At 56.8% G+C, this 329-nt stretch carries 1 protein-coding gene; it reads left to right on the plus strand.

The window, feature by feature from the left end:
- Window positions 1–271: hypothetical protein (locus tag X742_RS01000000171365; RefSeq protein ID WP_032925252.1), on the plus strand; the 271-nt coding region annotated here is incomplete at its 5' end.
- Between the last annotated feature and the right edge of the window lie 58 nt (window positions 272–329).

Genomic DNA, 329 nt, shown 5'->3' on the forward strand with positions numbered 1-329 from the left:
GGCCACGCCGTCAGCCCAAGTCCAAATTTTGACAGAAGCCAAGCGTGGCCTTCGGGCGATTCCTCTGTTGGCCATCGTTGCAGGCCATATGGCTGTCCGTATTCTCCTCTATTTTGAACTGGCTCACGTGAGCATGCGCCTGCTGGGGTTCCCGAGCGGCAGCGGGCAAGGGACAGCCATTTATGTGTTAGGGCATGTCATGGGTGCCGTTGGTTTTCGTCCAGCCCGTGCCCGCATCGGGAACCCGGAAAACACATGGCAATTGCGCTGACAATGTCCTTGTTGAGTGTTGCTGGTTTAACTGCCTCAGGTGGAACGTCGATGTCGCT

Origin of the sequence: Mesorhizobium sp. LNHC229A00, assembly GCF_000502415.1 — a bacterium.
Lineage (GTDB): Bacteria > Pseudomonadota > Alphaproteobacteria > Rhizobiales > Rhizobiaceae > Mesorhizobium.